A 14,153-nucleotide genomic window follows, 5' to 3' on the forward strand; every position below is an offset into this window, starting at 1 on the left:
GGCCGCCGGCCCGCGGGGGAGCACTACGCCGTGGCGCCGCCGTCGAGGACCAGGTCGGCGCCCACCGTGGACGCGGCGGCCGGGGACGCGAGGTGGAGGACGGCGGCGGCGATCTCCTCGGTGGAGGAGACCCGGCCGACCGGCAGGGCGTCGCGCATCCGGGCCGCCTTGGCGTCGGGCGTCTCGCCGGGGAGCGTGGACATGGGGGTGTCGACGGGCCCGGGGCTGACCGCGTTGATCCGCACCCCGTCACGGATGTGGTCGAGCGCGGCGGTCCGGGTGAGCACGCCGACCGCGGCCTTGCTCGCTGCGTAGGCGGCCAGGCCCGGCGCCCGGCGGTGCGCCCCGATGTTGGAGGCGATGTTGACGATCGCGCCGCCGCCGTGCGCGCGCATGTGCGCGATCTCGTACTTCATGGACAGCCACATCCCGGTGAGGTTCGTGTCGAAGGTGCGGTGCCACTGCTCCTCGGTGATGTCGGCGACAGCGGCGGGCGGCGGGAATACGCCCGCGCAGTTCACGGCGACGTCGAGCCCGCCGAACTGCCGTGCGGTGGCCTCGACCAGCGCGCTCACGTCGGCCGCGCGGGTGATGTCCGCGGGGCGGGCGGCGGCCTCGCCGCCGCCGGCCTCGACGAGGGCGACGGTCTCCTTGAGCGTGCTCCCGGTGCGTCCGGCGACGGTCACCCGGGCACCCTGGCGGGCGAAGGCGAGCGCCACGCCCCGGCCTATGCCGGTGCCGCCGCCGGTGACCAGCACGGAGCAGCCGGCGAAGATCCTGGATTCCCCGGTCATGTCGGGTTCCCTCCCACGTGATTGATAATGGAACGATCGATCTGAAAAAGGGTCGGAAAAGTCAACAAAGAGACGGGCTCTCGCGCACCCTACGGCGCGGCTCCGGTCGGCGGCCCCGGTCCGGCGCCCGACCGGGCGGGAGTGGCGGGAGGTCAGTCCAGCAGGGCCAGTGCCTGCGCCGCCGCGTCGCGCGCCCGTTCCCCGTCGCCCCCCGCCTTGCCCACCACCCGGATCCCCTGGAGCAGGACGAGCAGCATCCGGGCCAGGCCGCGCGGGTCGCGCCCGGCCGGAAGCTCCCCCTGGGCGCGGGCCCGCAGCAGCGCGGAGGTCAGGCCCGCCTCCATGGCGTCCCAGCTCGCCTCCACCCGGCGGGCGGCCGCGGTGTCGTGCGGCGCCATCTCCACCGCGGTGTTGGTGACGAAGCAGCCGCGCCGCAGGTCGTCGTGGGCGGCCTGGTCGGCGAAGTCGGTGACGAGGGCGCGCACCGCGGGCAGCGCGGGGCCGGGCCGGGAGAGCGTGTCCAGCAGCGCGTCGTCCCGCGCGCGCTGGTAGCGGGAGAGCGCGGCCAGGTAGAGGTCGTGCTTGCTGCCGAAGGTGCCGTAGATGCTGGCCCGCGCGATGCCGAGCGCGTCGACGAGGTCGGCCATGGAGGTCGCCTCGTAGCCGCGCCGCCAGAACAGCTCCAGCGCGCGGTCGAGCACCGCGTCCGGGTCGAACTCCTTGGTCCTCGCCATGCGGGTGACCCTAGCCGTATCGAGAACGGTCGGTCAATATTGCGGGAATCGTCAACCCGAGGTTGACGATCATGGATCGTCAACTTATGGTTGACGCATGACCCAGCAGCAGCCGGTACGACTCGACGACCTCATCGACTACGTCAAACATCAGCACCCCGGCTCCGATCCGCTCGAGGACCTCGAGCGCGCCGTGGGCGTCGCCGGCCACCTCGGCGACGTCGCGGACCACCTGATCGGGCACTTCGTGGACCAGGCCCGCCGCGCGGGCGCGTCATGGACCGACATCGGGCAGCACATGGGGGTGACCAAGCAGGCCGCGCAGAAGCGCTTCGTCCCCAAGGTCCCCGAGGACCTGGAGTTCCTGGGGGTCGAGGCGACCTTCTCCCGTTTCACCCCCCGGGCCCGCAAGGCCGTCGCGGCCGCCGAGACGGAGGCCCGCAAGGCCAGGCACGCCTTCGTCGAACCCGAGCACCTCGTCCTCGGACTGCTCGACCAGGCCGACACTCTGGCGGTCCGCGCGTTCGCCGCCCTCGGCGCGGGACCGGAGGAGATCCGGGACGCGGTCGCCACCCCGGGCGCCGAGGAGCAGCCGCTCATGGGCCACATCCCGGTGGGTGCGGAGACCAAGCGGGTGTTCCGCCTCGTGCTGCGCGAGGCGCTGCGCCTCGGCCACAACTACATCGGCACCGAGCACATCCTGCTCGGGGTGCTCAGCGACGAGCAGGACCCCGCGGCCCGCGCGCTGACCGCCCTCGGCGTCTCGCACGAGGCGGTCGAGCGGTGGCTGCTCGCGGAGCTCGCCCGGATCGTCCAGGCGAACCGCGCGGCGGAACAGGCGTCCGGAGCGGCCGGCGGGGGAGCGGCGGAGTGACGCGGGGGCGGTGACGCGGCAACGGGGTGGGAGCCGTGGCGGGCGGTCCGGTGGGCGCGCGCCCGGCCGAACGGCGCCCGGCCGAACGGCGCCCGGCCGAACGGCGCCCGGCCGAACGGCGCCCGGCCGGGCGGGGATTGTGGCGGGCGGCGGTGCCCGGGCGGGCGTTCGGGCGGCTCCAGCCGCACAGGGGCGCGACCGCCGCCCGCTCACGCCTCCTTGCGCAGCGCCAGCAGCCGATACACCGGATCGGCGCGCGGCACCTCGGGGTCCGGCAGCAGCTTCAGCCGCCGGACCAGCGCCCGGGACGCCTCCGGGCCCAGCGCGGGCACCGAGGCGAAGTCGCCGCGCGCCACCCGTGCCGCGGCGAGCGCCGGGGACATGCCTTGGCCGTGCCCGGTGAAGCGGGCCTCGCCCGCCCGGCGCAGCCCGTGCTCGGCGCCCACCGCCAGTACCCGCAGTGCGGTGTCATGGCCGCGCACCACGCGTACCCGCGCGAGGAGTTCGCCGACGTCGCTGTCCATGTCGTGCCCGGCGTCCTTGTCGACGGTGGCCACGAGAACCCCGCCCGGCCTCAGGACCCGCGCGCACTCGGCGACCACCGCGGCGGCGTCCGGCAGCAGGTGCAGCAGCCACACCGCGCTCACCGCGTCCAGGCACCCGTCGGCGAACGGCAGCCGCCGGCAGTCCCCCCGCACCAGCCCGCCGCACAGGCGCCCGGCCGCGAGCCGGGTCATCCCCGACGAGGCGTCCACCCCGAACACCCGGAGCCCCGGGCGCAGCAGCCGCTCCGTCACCAGCCCCGTCCCGCATCCCACGTCCAGCAGGGTGCGGGCCCGCTCGGGGACCAGGGCGAGCACCGCCCGGGCCGCCGAGCCGGCACGCGGAACACCGCCGCGGGTCGTGTCGTAGCGCTCCGCCTCCACGTCGTAGTCCAGCATGCCGACCACGCTACGGGCGGCGGATGAACGGCGGTCCACCCCGCGTCTTGCGCGCCGGTTACACCTGCGGGCGTGCCGCGCGGCGGGTACGGGCGCCAGGACCCCTGCGCCGGGCGGCCGTCGGCCGGTACTCTCACGGCCGGGACCCGCACGGGGGTGCGGCGGGACGGGAGCCGGAGCGATGCCAGTCGCGGAACACGACGATCAGCGCAGGGAGCGCGGCGCCGCCGCCCGGCCGCGCCGCCCGCGGCGCGGGGACCTCCAGATGCGGCCCTTCCCCGCGGTCGCCGCCGACACCCCGGCCGCCCAGCGCCGCGCGCTGGCCGAGCTGCGGGCGTGGGCCGAGCAGGGCGCGGAGGACGCCATCGACTGGTACCTGCGCGACAAGCGGAGCAAACGCACCGCCTCCCGGCTGCTCCAGGGGCTGGCGATCGTGCTCGCGGTGGCCGGCACCGCGATCCCGCTGGGCGCCGCCGCCACCGGCAGCCGCGGCCAGGGCTGGGGATACGTGCTGCTGGCGGCCGCCGCCGGGTGCAAGGGCTTCGACCACTTCTTCGGGCTCTCGGCGGGATGGATGCGGGACATCGCCGTCGCGCACGCGCTGCGCTTCGAACTCGGCGCGGTCCGGCTGGAATGGGCCGCCGAGGTGCTCCGCGCCGGGCCGGCGGCCGCACCGCCGTCCCCCGACGCGCCCCTCGACCCCGCGGAGGTCGAACGCCGGCTGGCCCTCGTCGACCGGCTCGTCGCGGCCGTACGCACCCACGTCGAGGGCGAGACGGCCGCCTGGCAGGCCGAGTTCAGCGCCGCCACCCGCCAGCTGAACGAGCAGGGCGGGCTCCCGGGCGCGGACCGCCCGCCGGGGACCTGACCGCCCGCCGGGAACCCGACCGCCCGGCGGGAACCCGACCGTCCATCGGGGCACCTGTCGCCGGGGAGTCGACACCCTGGGTGTCGCGCCCCGCTTGAGGCGCGACGCGTTCGTATACCGGTCGTCAGCCCCGGTACAGCGCCTCGACCTCCGCCGCGTACAGCGTCTCGATCGCCCGCCGCTTCAGCTTCATCGAGGGCGTGAGGGTGCCGCGCTCCTCGGAGAACTGCGATGCCAGGATGCGGAAGGTGCGGATCGACTCGGCCTGCGAGACGAGGGTGTTGGCCGCGACCACCGCGCGGCGGATCTCCGCCTCCAGATCCGGGTCGTGCAGAACCTGGCGGGTCGGCAGCACCGGCTTGCCGCGCATCTTCAGCCAGTGCGCGACGGCCTCGGAGTCGAGGGTGATCAGCGCGGCGACGTAGGGGCGGTTGTTGCCGATCGCCACGCACTGGGAGACCAGCGGGTGGGCGCGCACCCGGTCCTCAAGGGGGGTCGGCGACACGCTCTTGCCGCCGCTGGTGACCAGGATCTCCTTCTTCCGCCCGGTGATCGTGAGGTAGCCGTCCTCGTCGAGGGCGCCGAGGTCGCCGGTGGCCAGCCAGCCCTCCCGCAGCACCTCGGCGGTGGCCTTCTCGTCGTTGAGGTAGCCGACGAAGACCTGTCCGCCGCCGAGCCATATCTCGCCGTCCTCCGCGATCAGCACGGTGGTGCCGGGGACCGGCTGCCCGACGGTGCCGAAGCGGGTCTGCTCGGGCGGGTTGGCGGTGGCGGCGGCGGTCGTCTCCGTGAGGCCGTAGCCCTCGTAGATGGTCACGCCGGCGCCCGCGAAGAACAGGCCGAGCCGCCGCTCCATCGCCGAGCCGCCGGAGATGCCGTGCCGCACCCGGCCGCCGAGGGCGTGCCGGACCTTGCTGTAGACCAGCTTGTCGTAGATCTGGTGCTGCATCCGCAGGGCCGCGCTCGGGCCGGGGCCGGTGTCGAACGCCTTGGCCTCCGCGGCCTCGGCGTACCGCACCGCGATGTCGACGGCCTTCTCGAACGGGCCGAGCCTGCCGCCCAGTTCGGCCTTGCGGCGGGCGGCCTGGAAGACCTTCTCGAAGACGTAGGGCACCGCGAGCACGAAGGTCGGCCGGAAGGCGGCCAGGTCGGGTATGAGGTCGACGGCGGCCATGCTCGGCTGGTGCCCGAGCTTGACCCGGTGCCGGATGCAGCCGACCTCCACCATCCGCCCGAAGACGTGGGCCAGCGGCAGGAACAGCAGCGTCGACGGCTCCTCGCCCGGCTTGCTGGCGAACACCGGCTCCCAGCGGGACACCACGTTGTCCGTCTCGGCCATGAAGTTGCCGTGGGTGAGTACGCAGCCCTTGGGGCGGCCGGTCGTCCCCGAGGTGTAGATGATCGTGGCGATCGCGTCCGGGGTGACCGCCAGGCGGTGGCGCTCCACCACGTCGTCGCCCAGCTGGCGCCCCGCCTCGGTCAGTTCGGCCACGCAGTCGGAGTCCAGCTGCCACAGCCGGGTCAGCTGCGGCAGCTCGTCGACGGCCGCGCCGATCGTCATCGCGTGGTCCTCGTGCTCCACGATCGCGGCGACGGCCTCCGAGTCGTGCAGCATCCAGCGGACCTGCTCCGAGGAGGACGTCGGGTAGACCGGGACCGGCTGGGCGCCGATCGACCACAGCGCGAAGTCGAAGAGCGTCCACTCGTAGCGGGTCCTGGACATGATCGCGACGCGGTCGCCGAACCGGATGCCCTCGGCGAGCAGTCCCTTGGCCACTCCGACCACCTGGTCGCGGAACTCCGCGGCCGTGACGTCCAGCCATCCGCCCTGCCCGTCCGCACGTCCGAGCACCACTTGGTCGGGGTGGTCCTGGCCGTTGCCGAAGACGGCATCGGCCAGTCCTCCCGCCTGTGGTGTCGTGACCAGTGGGGGGACAGTGAACTGACGCAACTGTTGTTCTCCTAGAGGGCCGGTGCGGGCCCGTAAGCTATCCGATCCCGGCAGCCTGCGGGAGGGGCCGGAACAGACCCTCTCCACATGCCATCGGTGCAGCTCACCCCCTGGTTACCGGAAGTATCGGGGGGTTCGGTCCCGTACCCGGCCCGATCGCTTGTGCGACACACGGTGCGGATCTCCACCAAATCTGCCCTGATCGGCCACGCTCACTCCACCGCACTCTCGCCGTGTCGCCTGCCGGCCTGCGTGTTTACGACACTGGCGGGAGTCCGCCCCCGGCGCGGCCAGGCACTCCGTGGAATGCCTGTGCGGTCGCTGTGGACCGCCGGCGGGGTCCGGCTGCCGGGGGTCAGGGCAGGGAGCGGTGGAGGGTGTCGCCCGCGGCGAGGATGGCCTGCGAGAGAGCCGCGGCCGCGTCCTGGGTGGCGGTGCGCGCCCGGTCGCCGCGGCGGGCGCGGCCGTGCAGGAGCACGAAGTCGACACCGCCGAGTTCGGGCAGTCCCGCGGTGCGGGGCGGGAGCCGGACCAGCCCGGGCGGGACGAGCGCCTGGGCGTGGGCCATCACGCCCAGTCCGGCGCGGGCCGCGGCGACCAGGCCGCTCAGCGAGGCGCTGGTGCACGCGATCCGCCAGGCGCGGCCGTGCCGCTCCAGCACGTCCAGCGCGCGGGCGCGGGTGATGCCGGGGGGAGGGAAGGCGATCAGGGGTACGGGGCGGCGCGGGTCGAGCCGCAGCCGGTCGCTGCCGATCCACACCAGGGTGTCCCGCCAGACCAGTTGCCCCGGGCCGTCGGGGCCGTACCGCTTGGCCAGGCACAGGTCCAGCCGCCCCGCGTCCAGCATCTGGTGCAGCGTGCCGGACAGCTCGACGGTCAACTCCAGGTCGACCTCGGGGTGTTCGTGGCGGAACGCGGCCAGGATCTCCGGCAGCCGGGTCAGCACGAAGTCCTCGGACACCCCGAACCGCAGCCGCCCGCGCAGGCGGGTGCCCGCGAAGAAGCCGATCGCCCGCTCGTGGGCGGCCAGGATCGTCCGGGCGAAGCCGAGCATCGCCTCGCCGTCCTCGGTGAGGGCCACGCCGTGCGTGTCCCGTACGAAGAGCCGGCAGCCCGCCGCCTCCTCCAGCCGCCGCACGTGCTGGCTGACGGTCGACTGCCGCAGCTCCAGCCGGTTCGCGGCCTGCGTGAAGCTCAGCGTCTGGGCGACGGCCAGGAACGTCCGCAACTGCACCGGTTCGAACACGGGGCCAGCCTAGCCGGTCATCGCGGATCGTGATGACAGTCAGTACGGTGTGCGGGGTTCCCGATGATCGTCGGGCGGGGCAGGCTGGGCAGGTGCCCAGCTCCGCCGCCGCAGGCCCCGCCGCCGCCGACCCTTCCACCGGCCCCGCCGGCGCAGACCCTTCCACCGGCCGCGTCGGCGGCCCCGTTCGCGGATTCGCCGCCGCGATCCGTACGGGCCTGCGGTGGCTGCCCGTCGACCCGTACATCGCGGCGCTGCTCGGCACCGTCCTGCTCGCCGCGCTGCTGCCCGCCACCGGCGGCGGCGCCCGGGTGGCCGGCGGCGCCTCCGACACCGCGGTCGGGCTGCTCTTCTTCCTCTACGGCAGCCGGCTGTCGACCGGCGAGGCGATGGCCGGACTGCGGCACTGGCGGCTGCACCTGACCGTGCTCGCCGCGACGTTCGCGGTCTTCCCGCTGCTCGGGCTCGCCGCCCGCGGCCTGGTCCCGTACGTCATCGCGCCCGGGCTCTACCCGGGCTTCCTGTTCCTGTGCGTGCTGCCGTCCACCATCCAGTCCTCGATCGCCTTCACCTCGCTGGCCCGCGGCAACGTGGCCGCGGCGATCTGCGCGGGCTCCTTCTCCAGCCTCGCCGGGATCGTGCTCACCCCGCTGCTGGCCGCCCTGCTGATCGGCGGCGGCGCCGGGATCGACGGCCACGCCGTGACCGGGATCGCGCTCCAGCTCCTCGCGCCCTTCCTCGCCGGGCAGTTGCTGCGCCGATGGACCGCGCCCCTGCTCGCCCGGCACCGCAGGGCCCTCGGCTTCGTCGACCGCGGCTCCATCCTCCTGGTCGTCTACACCGCGTTCAGCGCGGGCATGGCCGAGGGGATCTGGCACCAGGTGCCGGTGCCGCGGCTGCTGGAACTCCTCGCCGCCGAGGCCGTCCTGCTCGCCCTGATGCTGTCGGCCACCGCCTACGGCGCCCGCACGCTCGGCTTCGGCCGCGCCGATCGGATCACCGTCGTCTTCGCCGGCTCCAAGAAGAGCCTCGCCTCGGGGTTGCCGATGGCCACGGTGCTCTTCGGCTCCGGCGCCGGGCTCGCGGTGCTGCCCCTGATGCTCTTCCACCAGATGCAGCTGATGGTCTGCGCGGTCATCGCCAAACGATGGGCCCGCCAGGCGGAGCCGTCGGTAGGGTTGCCCGATGAGCGACACCGAGACGACCCCGGACTCCCCAGCGGGCCAGGGCAGTTCGACCTCGGCCCCGAGCAGCGGCCCGCTCGACCTGCGCCCGCCGGAGGCGCACGCCGATGAGCGGACCACGCTCCTGACCTTTCTCGGCTACCTGCGCGAAGCGCTCGTCCGCAAGGCCGAGGGGGTGCCCGACGACGTCGCCCGCACTCCCGCCGTTCCTTCCGGCACCAGCCTGATCGGCCTGCTGCGGCACCTGGCCGGCGTCGAGCTGAACTGGTTCCTGTGGGCGTACGCCGGTGAGGGGGACGAGCCGTGGGACGACGAGCCGGCCGTCCTTGACGGCGACACCGTGCCGGCGGCCGCCGCTGCGTACCGGGACGCGGTGCGCCGGGCCGACGCGGTGGTGCTCGGCTGCGACGACCTGGAACGGCCCGGCGCGCGCTCGCTGCGGGAGACGGCGCCGCCCTCGATGCGGTGGGTGCTGGTGCACATGATCGAGGAGACCGGACGGCACGCCGGGCACGCGGACATCCTGCGCGAGCTGTACGACGGGTCGGTGGGCCGCTGACGGTCCTGCCGGTGACCGGTCGGAGTGATCGCAGGAGCCGGCGGAAGGTCAGAGCCGGGCGACCGCGGCGAGGAGCACCAGCAGCGACCAGCCGGCGAAGAGGGCATACGCGAAGAGCGCCCGGCCGCGGTCGCCGGCGGCGAACTGGCGGGTGAGGACCCAGCCGAAGAAGAGGACCTCGAGCCCGGCGCCGAGCACGCCCCAGGCGGGATGCCAGATGCCGACCAGGACCAGCACGGTGCACGCGGTGTGCAGCAGCCCGGCCGCCCTCGGCACCCACCGGTGCCGTCCCTCGCGCAGCCCGAGCCGGGTGAGGCTGTCGAGGCGTTCCACTCCGGGGCCGAAGCGGGTGACGCCGGAGAGCGCGGAGGGCAGCACTTCCAGCAGGAGGAGGGCGGTCAGTACGGCGCTCAGCGCGAACACGGCGGGCTCCCGGTCTCGTCGGGACCCTGCCCCCGGCGGCGCGCACCGCCGGTCGGCCGGGCGCGCTGATCAGTGTGCCGCTTCGGGCTCCAGCGCGAAACGGTTTTCTCCCGCGTAGACGTTCATGGAGCCCCCGCGCAGGAAGCCGACCAGGGTCAGCCCCGACTCGGCCGCGAGGTCCACCGCCAGCGAGGAGGGCGCCGACACCGCGGCGAGCACCGGGATGCCCGCCATCACCGCCTTCTGCACCAGCTCGAACGACGCCCGCCCGGACACCATCAGCACCCGCCCGGCCAGGGGGAGCAGCCCCTCCCGCAGCGCCCGTCCCACCAGCTTGTCCACCGCGTTGTGCCGCCCGACGTCCTCCCGGACGTCCAGCAGTGTGCCCTCGCCGTCGAACAGCGCCGCCGCGTGCAGGCCGCCGGTGCGGTCGAACACCGCCTGCGCCGCGCGCAACCGGTCGGGCAGCGCGCTCAGCAGCGCGGGGGTCAGCCGCGGCAGGTCCGGGTCGCCGGGCGGCATCCGCGTCGCGGTGCGCACCGCGTCCAGGCTGGCCTTCCCGCACAGGCCGCAGGACGACGAGGTGTACACGTTCCGCTCCAGGGCGATGTCGGGCAGCGGGACGCCGGGGGAGAGCGTCACATCCACCACGTTGTACGTGTTCCCGCCGTCCGAGGTGGCGCCCGCGCAGTACACGACGCTCGCCACGTCCGCGGCCGACGCGAGTACCCCTTCGCTCACCAGGAAGCCGACCGCCAGCGCGAAGTCGTCACCTGGCGTGCGCATGGTGATCGCCAGCGGCCGGCCGTTCAGCCGGATCTCCATCGGCTCCTCGGCGACCAGCGTGTCCGCCCGGTGCCCGAACGCGCCGTCCCTGATCCGCAGTACGCGGCGCCGCTCGGTGACACGTCCCATGGCCCACCATCCCGTCGATCCCGCCGGTGCTCCCGACCGGTCCGCTGCCGGGCCGGTCCTGCCGCCTTCCGGAGCGCCCCGCACCGCCCGCGCACCGTGACATAGGGTGTGGCAGGCAGGAGCGGAGCCCCACGGACTTCCCAGGATGGCAGACCGAGATGACAGATCAGCCGACGCCGGCCGCCGAGCACACCCTGGGCGACGACGAGCGGGCCCTGGCCAAACTGCGCGCGCTGCGCGGCAGCATCGACAACCTCGACGCGGCGCTCGTCCACCTGCTCGCCGAGCGCTTCAAGTGCACGCAGGAAGTCGGCGAGTTGAAGGCGACGCACCACCTCCCGCCGGCCGACCCGGCGCGCGAGGCCGACCAGATCGCCCGGCTCCGGCGGCTGGCCGTCGACGCCAGGCTCGACCCGGCGTTCGCGGAGAAGTTCCTCAACTTCATCATCGAGGAGGTCGTCCGCCACCACCGGGCGATCGCGGCCCGCCCGAGGCAGGACGGGGCGGGCGCCGAGTAGTCGGGTCCGCCCGCCTGAATCCCAGGTGAGGAGCACCACGATTCCTTGGTATCGTGGACGCGTCACCGCGACCCATCCGGTCCGGCGACGCCCACCGGTCCGGGTGGCGGAATGGCAGACGCGCTAGCTTGAGGTGCTAGTGCCCTTTATCGGGCGTGGGGGTTCAAGTCCCCCCTCGGACACTCATCGCACCACCCATGTCGTTCGGGTCGAGATCCTTCTCGGCCCGGGCGATTTTTTCGTGTGACGGGATCAGGCGCCGAGGCTGCGGACGCCACCGGGGCCGTCGAGTGCGCCGCCCCCAGGTGCACCGGGACCGCCGAGCACGCCGGGACCGCCGAAGTCACCCAGGTCGCCGAAGTGCCGGACGTGCGGGGCGAGGACGGCCAGTTCGGTGGCCAGGCGGAGCGGGTCGAGGCGGCTCAGCGTGGTGTCGCGGCCGATCACGGTGGTGCTCCGGAACGTCGCGGCGAAGTCCGGGTCGACCTGCGTGGCCAGGTAGTCGTCGAGCCCTTCGAGCCCCGCGCCGTCTGCCGCGGGGAGGGCGGCCACCGGGTGCGCGGTCCGGCGGCGGACCTCCAATGTGCCGGTGCGGCCCCAGAAGCGGCCGCGCCCCGACCAGTCGACCGCCACGACCTCCGCCCAGGGCACGAAGCACGGAGCGCGGAAGGGCAGCAGCCGGTAGAGGGTGACGCCGAGCTTGTCCAGCCGGAGCACCTTGCGGCGGCTGGAGCAGACGGCCGTGATCCACAGGGGCAGCGGGCTCAGCACCAGCTCGATGTGGTCCGTGCCCGCGGGCTCCACGTGCGGCAGGAAGCACAGCCCGATGAGCAGCGCGGTGCCCGCGCACCGGATGATCCCGGCGCGCGTCCACCCGTACCGAACCACGTACACCCTCGTGCACCCCCCTGACCTGCCACGGCCCGGTCACCGGGCGGGCGTCACCATGCCGTGGCTCGAACCTAGCGGTCACCGGGGCGCCGTGAGAATCCCCGTCCCGTCCTCCCGCGGGCGGATCGCGGGAGCCGGGCCGGGACCGGCCGCGCCGTCGTGTCCGGCCGCGCGCCGCCAGGCACGATCGGCGAGCAGGCGCAGCCCGTTGAGGCCGACGACGACCGTGGAGCCCTCGTGGCCGGCCACGCCCAGCGGCAGCGGAAGATCGCCGGCCAGGTCCCACACGACCAGACCGGTCAGGAAGACCGCAGCGATCACCAGGTTCTGCGCCACCAGCCTGCGGGCGGCGCGCGAGAGGCCCACGACGGCGGGGACAGCGGCCAGTTCGTCCCGGACGACGACGGCGTCCGCGGTCTCCAGGGCGAGGTCGGACCCCGCCCGGCCCATGGCGATGCCGCTGTGGGCGGTGGCCAGCGCCGGGGCGTCGTTGACACCGTCGCCGACCACCAGCACCTTCCGTCCGGCGTCCTCCAGTTCCCGCACGGCGGCGACCTTGTCCGCGGGGAGGAGCCCGGCGCGTACGTCGGTGATGCCGGCGTCGGCGGCCAGCCGGGCGGCGGCCCGCGGGTTGTCCCCGGTGACCAGGATCGGGCCGGCGCCGGTCAGCCGGGTCAGCGCGGCGACGGTGCCGGCCGCGTCCGCGCGCAGCCGGTCGGAGATCCCCAGGACGGCGACGGGATCGCCGTCCACGAGCACGAGTACCGCGGTGTGCCCCTCCTCCTCCACCCGGGCCGCCGCGGCGAGCGCGGTGGGCCCGGCGCCCGCCGGCAGCCGCGCCGGGCTGCCCACCGTGACGACGCGGCCCTCGACGGTGGCGGTGACGCCGGCGCCGGGGGTGGAGGTGAAGGCCGTCGCGGCCGGGAGGTCCAGACCGCGCGCGCGTGCGGCGTCCACGACGGCGCGGGCGAGCGGGTGCTCGCTGGCGTGCTCGGCCGCGGCGGCCAGCCGCAGCACGCCCGCCTCGCCGAGGCCGAGGCCGAAGCCGGGGACCGGAACGGAGCCGGAAACGGAGCCGGGACCGTCGCCGGGCAGCAGGTGCACGCCGTCGACCCGCGGGGCGCCCTCCGTCAGGGTGCCGGTCTTGTCCAGCGCCACCGCGTCGATCTGCCCGAGCCGCTCCATGACCACCGCGGACTTCACCAGCACGCCGTGCCGCCCGGCGTTGGCGATCGCGGACAGCAGCGGGGGCATGGTGGCCAGGACGACCGCGCACGGCGAGGCGACGATCATGAACGTCATCGCGCGCAGCAGGGTCGGCTGCAGCGCGGCGCCCAGCGCCGTCGGCACCGCGAACAGCGCGAGGGTGGCGGCGACCATGCCCAGGCTGTAGCGGTGCTCGACCTTCTCGATGAACAGCTGGGTCGGTGCCTTGGTCCGCGAGGCCTCCTCGACCATCGTCACGATCCGGGCGATGACCGAGTCCGCCGGGTCGCGTGCGACCCTGACCCGCAGCGCCCCGGTGCCGTTGAGGGTGCCCGCGAAGACCTCGTCCCCGGGCTGCTTGGCCACCGGCAGCGGCTCCCCGGTGATGGTTGCCTGGTCGACGTCGCTCGCCCCGTCCACGACCCGGCCGTCGGCGCCGATCCGCTCGCCGGGACGGACGAGGACCAGGTCCCCGACGGCCAGCCGGTCGGCGGGCACCTCCTCCTGGCCGCCGCCGTCCGGCAGCCGGGTGGCCGTGGCCGGGGCCAGGTCCAGCAGACCGCGCACCGAGTCGGCGGTGCGGGCGGTGGCCAGCGCCTCCAGCGCGCCGGAGGTGGCGAAGATGACGATCAGCAGCGCGCCGTCCAGCACCTGCCCGATCGCCGCGGCGCCGATCGCGGCGACCACCATCAGCAGGTCCACGTCCAGCGTCCGGTCCCGCAGCGCCTTCAGCCCCGCCCATCCGGGCTCCCAGCCGCCGGTGGCGTACGCGGCGGCGAACAGCGGGCCCCACGTCCACGCGGGCGCGCCCAGCAGGTCCAGGGGCAGCGCGACGAGGAACAGCGCCAGCGCGGCCAGCGCCCAGCGGGCCTCCGGAAGGGCCAGCACGCGGGTACGCCGCCGCGGCGCCGTCCGCGCACGGGCGGCCGGCGGCGCGGCCGGTTCGGTCAGGGTGGTGGACATGGGGAAGGGGAGTCCTTCGGGAAGGGGATCCGACCCGACCACCGTACAGGAAGGCTTGAACAGTCATTCATATGTTCATGTCCGTA

The 14,153-nt window shown here is 74.6% G+C and carries 14 protein-coding genes and 1 tRNA gene; 6 read left to right on the plus strand and 9 right to left on the minus strand.

What is annotated here, in order from left to right; all coding sequences use genetic code 11:
* Window positions 1-23: 23 nt before the first annotated feature.
* Both C4U44_RS09270 and C4U44_RS09275 read right to left on the minus strand, forming a co-directional pair.
* Window positions 24-794 carry an SDR family NAD(P)-dependent oxidoreductase gene (locus C4U44_RS09270; protein WP_103885167.1) on the minus strand — a complete coding sequence of 257 codons (771 nt, stop codon included), beginning with the start codon at window positions 792-794 and terminating at the stop codon, window positions 24-26.
* A 152-nt stretch (window positions 795-946) separates the two neighbouring features.
* The gene (locus C4U44_RS09275) at window positions 947-1,528 is read right to left on the minus strand and encodes a TetR/AcrR family transcriptional regulator (RefSeq protein WP_103885168.1); all 582 of its coding nucleotides are present in this window, start codon (window positions 1,526-1,528) and stop codon (window positions 947-949) included.
* 97 nt (window positions 1,529-1,625) lie between these two features.
* Between C4U44_RS09275 and C4U44_RS09280 the strand changes: the two genes are divergently transcribed.
* The gene (locus C4U44_RS09280) at window positions 1,626-2,402 is read left to right on the plus strand and encodes a Clp protease N-terminal domain-containing protein (RefSeq protein ID WP_103885169.1); all 777 of its coding nucleotides are present in this window, start codon (window positions 1,626-1,628) and stop codon (window positions 2,400-2,402) included.
* 209 nt (window positions 2,403-2,611) lie between these two features.
* Here C4U44_RS09280 and C4U44_RS09285 read toward each other — a convergent pair whose 3' ends face one another.
* Complete coding sequence (locus C4U44_RS09285; protein ID WP_103885320.1) at window positions 2,612-3,343, minus strand: class I SAM-dependent methyltransferase; 732 nt, start codon at window positions 3,341-3,343, stop codon at window positions 2,612-2,614.
* Between the two features lie 181 nt (window positions 3,344-3,524).
* Here C4U44_RS09285 and C4U44_RS09290 point away from each other — a divergent pair, with 181 nt between their 5' ends.
* Entirely contained in the window at window positions 3,525-4,211 is a 687-nt protein-coding gene (locus C4U44_RS09290) for an SLATT domain-containing protein (RefSeq protein WP_103885170.1), read from the plus strand.
* Window positions 4,212-4,335: 124 nt separating this feature from the next.
* Here C4U44_RS09290 and C4U44_RS09295 read toward each other — a convergent pair whose 3' ends face one another.
* Window positions 4,336-6,162, minus strand: coding sequence for an AMP-dependent synthetase/ligase (locus tag C4U44_RS09295; protein WP_103885171.1), 1,827 nt, complete (start codon window positions 6,160-6,162; stop codon window positions 4,336-4,338).
* 355 nt (window positions 6,163-6,517) lie between these two features.
* On the minus strand, window positions 6,518-7,408 hold the full coding sequence (locus C4U44_RS09300) for a LysR substrate-binding domain-containing protein (protein WP_103885172.1): 891 nt from the start codon (window positions 7,406-7,408) through the stop codon (window positions 6,518-6,520).
* A 206-nt stretch (window positions 7,409-7,614) separates the two neighbouring features.
* On the opposite strand from C4U44_RS09300, the gene C4U44_RS09305 reads away from it, so the two are divergent.
* Window positions 7,615-8,703: a bile acid:sodium symporter family protein gene (locus C4U44_RS09305; protein WP_407642817.1), complete on the plus strand. Its 1,089-nt coding sequence runs from the start codon at window positions 7,615-7,617 to the stop codon at window positions 8,701-8,703.
* Entirely contained in the window at window positions 8,594-9,151 is a 558-nt protein-coding gene (locus tag C4U44_RS09310; protein WP_103885174.1) for a DinB family protein, read from the plus strand. The genes C4U44_RS09305 and C4U44_RS09310 overlap by 110 nt, the downstream gene beginning before the upstream one ends.
* Window positions 9,152-9,199: 48 nt before the next feature.
* Here C4U44_RS09310 and C4U44_RS09315 read toward each other — a convergent pair whose 3' ends face one another.
* Together C4U44_RS09315 and fdhD are read right to left on the minus strand one after the other, a co-directional pair.
* Complete coding sequence (locus tag C4U44_RS09315) at window positions 9,200-9,574, minus strand: hypothetical protein (protein ID WP_103885175.1); 375 nt, start codon at window positions 9,572-9,574, stop codon at window positions 9,200-9,202.
* 69 nt (window positions 9,575-9,643) lie between these two features.
* Window positions 9,644-10,489 (minus strand): formate dehydrogenase accessory sulfurtransferase FdhD, encoded by an 846-nt coding sequence (gene fdhD, locus C4U44_RS09320; protein ID WP_103885176.1) that lies wholly within the window; start codon window positions 10,487-10,489, stop codon window positions 9,644-9,646.
* A gap of 158 nt (window positions 10,490-10,647) precedes the next feature.
* Here fdhD and C4U44_RS09325 point away from each other — a divergent pair, with 158 nt between their 5' ends.
* Both C4U44_RS09325 and C4U44_RS09330 read left to right on the plus strand, forming a co-directional pair.
* On the plus strand, window positions 10,648-11,007 hold the full coding sequence (locus tag C4U44_RS09325; protein ID WP_103885177.1) for a chorismate mutase: 360 nt from the start codon (window positions 10,648-10,650) through the stop codon (window positions 11,005-11,007).
* A 97-nt stretch (window positions 11,008-11,104) separates the two neighbouring features.
* Window positions 11,105-11,189: transfer RNA gene (locus C4U44_RS09330), tRNA-Leu, on the plus strand.
* A 70-nt stretch (window positions 11,190-11,259) separates the two neighbouring features.
* Here the strand turns inward: C4U44_RS09330 and C4U44_RS09335 are convergent.
* Together C4U44_RS09335 and C4U44_RS09340 are read right to left on the minus strand one after the other, a co-directional pair.
* Window positions 11,260-11,901: a hypothetical protein gene (locus tag C4U44_RS09335; RefSeq protein ID WP_103885178.1), complete on the minus strand. Its 642-nt coding sequence runs from the start codon at window positions 11,899-11,901 to the stop codon at window positions 11,260-11,262.
* 75 nt (window positions 11,902-11,976) lie between these two features.
* A complete protein-coding gene (locus tag C4U44_RS09340) occupies window positions 11,977-14,067 on the minus strand; it encodes a heavy metal translocating P-type ATPase (protein ID WP_103885179.1) in 2,091 nt (696 codons plus the stop codon).
* Window positions 14,068-14,153 lie beyond the last annotated feature (86 nt).

The sequence above is a fragment of the Actinacidiphila yanglinensis genome (assembly GCF_900107965.1).
Lineage (GTDB): Bacteria > Actinomycetota > Actinomycetes > Streptomycetales > Streptomycetaceae > Actinacidiphila > Actinacidiphila yanglinensis.

Bases quoted from the DNA above. Each gene is read 5' to 3' on its own strand.
- C4U44_RS09270 (WP_103885167.1), bottom strand. From the start codon at position 794: ATGACCGGGGAATCCAGGATCTTCGCCGGCTGCTCCGTGCTGGTCACC.
- C4U44_RS09275 (WP_103885168.1), bottom strand. From the start codon at position 1,528: ATGGCGAGGACCAAGGAGTTCGACCCGGACGCGGTGCTCGACCGCGCG.
- C4U44_RS09280 (WP_103885169.1), top strand. From the start codon at position 1,626: ATGACCCAGCAGCAGCCGGTACGACTCGACGACCTCATCGACTACGTC.
- C4U44_RS09285 (WP_103885320.1), bottom strand. From the start codon at position 3,343: ATGCTGGACTACGACGTGGAGGCGGAGCGCTACGACACGACCCGCGGC.
- C4U44_RS09290 (WP_103885170.1), top strand. From the start codon at position 3,525: ATGCCAGTCGCGGAACACGACGATCAGCGCAGGGAGCGCGGCGCCGCC.
- C4U44_RS09310 (WP_103885174.1), top strand. From the start codon at position 8,594: ATGAGCGACACCGAGACGACCCCGGACTCCCCAGCGGGCCAGGGCAGT.
- fdhD (WP_103885176.1), bottom strand. From the start codon at position 10,489: ATGGGACGTGTCACCGAGCGGCGCCGCGTACTGCGGATCAGGGACGGC.
- C4U44_RS09325 (WP_103885177.1), top strand. From the start codon at position 10,648: ATGACAGATCAGCCGACGCCGGCCGCCGAGCACACCCTGGGCGACGAC.
- C4U44_RS09340 (WP_103885179.1), bottom strand. From the start codon at position 14,067: ATGTCCACCACCCTGACCGAACCGGCCGCGCCGCCGGCCGCCCGTGCG.